This window comes from Pontibacillus yanchengensis Y32 (assembly GCF_000770635.1).
Classification (GTDB): Bacteria; Bacillota; Bacilli; order Bacillales; family BH030062; genus Pontibacillus; species Pontibacillus yanchengensis.
This window is the reverse complement of record NZ_AVBF01000122.1, coordinates 1-2,526: the sequence shown is the minus strand read 5'-3', so window position 1 is coordinate 2,526 and position 2,526 is coordinate 1. Positions and strand designations below refer to the sequence as shown.

General features: G+C 34.5%; 5 protein-coding genes. 3 read left to right on the top strand and 2 right to left on the bottom strand.

Annotation, left to right across the window (positions count from 1 at the left end; translation table 11 throughout):
* Positions 1–76: 76 nt before the first annotated feature.
* A complete protein-coding gene (locus tag N782_RS21205) occupies positions 77–280 on the bottom strand; it encodes a YlaI family protein (protein ID WP_084103186.1) in 204 nt (67 codons plus the stop codon).
* 159 nt (positions 281–439) lie between these two features.
* On the opposite strand from N782_RS21205, the gene N782_RS20350 reads away from it, so the two are divergent.
* Positions 440–892, top strand: a complete 453-nt coding sequence (locus tag N782_RS20350; RefSeq protein WP_036824867.1) for a PNPOx family protein — start codon at positions 440–442, stop codon at positions 890–892.
* Positions 893–964: 72 nt separating this feature from the next.
* Positions 965–1,273 carry a hypothetical protein gene (locus N782_RS20345; RefSeq protein WP_036824864.1) on the top strand — a complete coding sequence of 103 codons (309 nt, stop codon included), beginning with the start codon at positions 965–967 and terminating at the stop codon, positions 1,271–1,273.
* A gap of 188 nt (positions 1,274–1,461) precedes the next feature.
* Here the strand turns inward: N782_RS20345 and N782_RS20340 are convergent, their stop codons facing one another.
* Positions 1,462–2,046, bottom strand: a complete 585-nt coding sequence (locus tag N782_RS20340) for a YhcN/YlaJ family sporulation lipoprotein (RefSeq protein WP_036824862.1) — start codon at positions 2,044–2,046, stop codon at positions 1,462–1,464.
* Between the two features lie 122 nt (positions 2,047–2,168).
* Between N782_RS20340 and N782_RS20335 the strand changes: the two genes are divergently transcribed.
* Positions 2,169–2,526 (top strand): PIN domain-containing protein (locus N782_RS20335; RefSeq protein ID WP_036824859.1); only part of this gene is annotated, 358 nt, incomplete at its 3' end.

The window sequence follows — 2,526 nt, the reverse complement described above, 5'->3', positions numbered from 1 at the left end:
ATTGGAACCTTTTTAATTATCTGAGACTAGTTTTGTCCCAGTCTCTTTTTATAAAATCAGTTAAGTTTTCATTTATTTAAGATAAATGCTGTTCTCTTACAGGCTCACGATAGAGCTTGAAATTACCTGTAGATTTTCTAGCATTCGTCTTTTCTTCAATTCGATCATGACAAGTTGAGCACATAAAGGTATGGATTCTTCTGTTTCTCATTCGTTTCGCTTGCAGGCAATTGCTATCGATTTTTTCGACAGAATCGCACAGAACACATTTTACTCGCATACTTCTCACCTCAATTTATACCTTTGCCTATTTATTATAACACGTTTATAGAATCCCTTCGAATGTTTCTTTTACTCTACCCATAGTTATAAAATAATTGTTTACTAACTCACATTTTCTTTTTTTGTTTCTATCTTTTATCTATAGGAGGGAATAGAAATGGCAAATCAAGTAGAGAAAACGTTAAATAAAGTCCTATATCAACTGTTACAGAGTGAAAGATATGTTCTTTTATCTACAATAGAGCATCAAACATGCACCCCCATGGTTAATGCAATAAGTTGGGTTTATGCGTCTACCGAATCTTCCATTCGCCTTGCAATAGATAACCGATCCAAAATTGTAGAAAACATAAGACAGAACCCTTCTGTTGTAGTAACACTAATAAGTGATGATTCAACATATGCAATAAAAGGAGAAGCCATCATTGAACATGAAACAATAGATAATGTTCCTTTAAAGCTTTCAATGATTGAACTAAAAATAGAGGAAGTTAGAGATATCATGTTCTATGGATCAAAAATCACAAGTGCACCAAAATACGAGAAGACATATGACAATAAAGCTGCTAAAAAGCTTGATAACCAAGTGATGAAAGCTTTAAAAATGTAGAGCCAACTATTTGTTTAGAAACACCCTTTTGTGGGAAATGATTTATAAGTACACACAAAGGGAGATGATGGTATGAAGAAACGTTTTATTTATTCTACTATTGGTGCAGTGAGTGCCGGAGCGGCAGCATTACTACTTAAAGATGAGAATCGTAGAGAAAAGGTGAAACAAAAAGCTAAATCTCTAACAGATTCAGTACAGGGTTCATTAAAAAATGAACATAATAATGACTTACCAGTAGAAAAAGCTGGAGTTCCAGAGTTTGACTCAATCGAAAATACAAAAATGGTAGATGAAGGCTCCCAATTTGGAGTGCAATACTATAATGAAGTAAAAGATGAAGAAAATCCAGAAGAAATTCAACGTAAACAAAATGCCTAAATCCTATACAGGATTTAGGCATTATTTTTTCGGGTTGTATAAATTTTTAGCCAATGTTAAGAGTTTGTAAAAGCAATATAAGGTTGTTCCTAAACAATCTAATTTGTGATGAAATAGAATTAAGCTTCATACATATTTACCTGATCCATATCTTGTAAAGGGGGTGATTTCACCCGTATTTGTAGAAACTAATCTTTATAATGATTGGATTGTTCTTCTTCAATGTTATTAAGCTTTTGCTTTTCATTTTCAGGAATTGAATTTTTGTTCTGGTCAGGCTCTGATGGCTTCTGATCAGGAACAGGTACTTCAGGCATATACCGCCCTACGATGGCTGCTAATTCATCTGTAATTCCTTGAATAGGGTGACCATCACGTACTTTACGTGCCATTTGTTTAATACGTTCATATCCATCAGCATCAGCAATAACTACAGCATTTTTACCATAAGGGTCTTTTTTCAAAGCTTCAGCAACTGAATACTTAATTGAACCTACGCGAGATCTATCTAAGTCTTTATCAACATCAATCGCTACAACTACATAAGGACCAGCTACTAACGATGTAGCGTTGCCAACATCAGGTACTTCACTTGCAACATTTGCTAAGTGATTCGCTTGTTGACGATTATTCAGCTTTTGTTTTGGGACGGGATCAGAATCTTGAACCTCTACAATTGGCGATTCGCTTTTCTGTTTGGGAAGGCTTTCTTTTTCTTGATTTTGACACGCTACTAGACTTAATAAAGCAAATATAGTAATGAGAAATCGCATCATAATTTCCTCCTTTATTTGTTCATATATTTTGAAATTCGTCTAACTTTATACATTAGCGCATATAGTTTTATCAGGAAGCCTTGCCAAACTATGTAGACAAATTCTCAGGAGGCGGCTGAATGGAAAAAATTTATGTTATAGATACAAATGTTCTGTTGCAGGATCCTAATTCAATTTATTCTTTTGAAAAACATGAAATTGTGATTCCGGCAGTTGTGTTGGAAGAAGTGGATTCGAAAAAACGCAACATGGATGAAATCGGCCGAAATGCGCGTGAAGTTTCTAGAATTATGGATAAGCTTAGAGTTCAAGGAAAACTACACGATGGGGTTAAGTTAATTAGTGGTGGCACACTACGTGTTGAACTTAATCATCGATCTTTTTCCAAGCTTGAAGATGCTTTTGTGGAACGCACAAATGATAATCGAATATTAGCAGTGGCACTGAATTTACATTTGGAAGAAAAAGAAAAAGGTT

Bases quoted from the DNA above. Each gene is read 5' to 3' on its own strand.
- N782_RS20340 (WP_036824862.1), bottom strand. From the start codon at position 2,046: ATGCGATTTCTCATTACTATATTTGCTTTATTAAGTCTAGTAGCGTGT.
- N782_RS20350 (WP_036824867.1), top strand. From the start codon at position 440: ATGGCAAATCAAGTAGAGAAAACGTTAAATAAAGTCCTATATCAACTG.
- N782_RS21205 (WP_084103186.1), bottom strand. From the start codon at position 280: ATGCGAGTAAAATGTGTTCTGTGCGATTCTGTCGAAAAAATCGATAGC.
- N782_RS20345 (WP_036824864.1), top strand. From the start codon at position 965: ATGAAGAAACGTTTTATTTATTCTACTATTGGTGCAGTGAGTGCCGGA.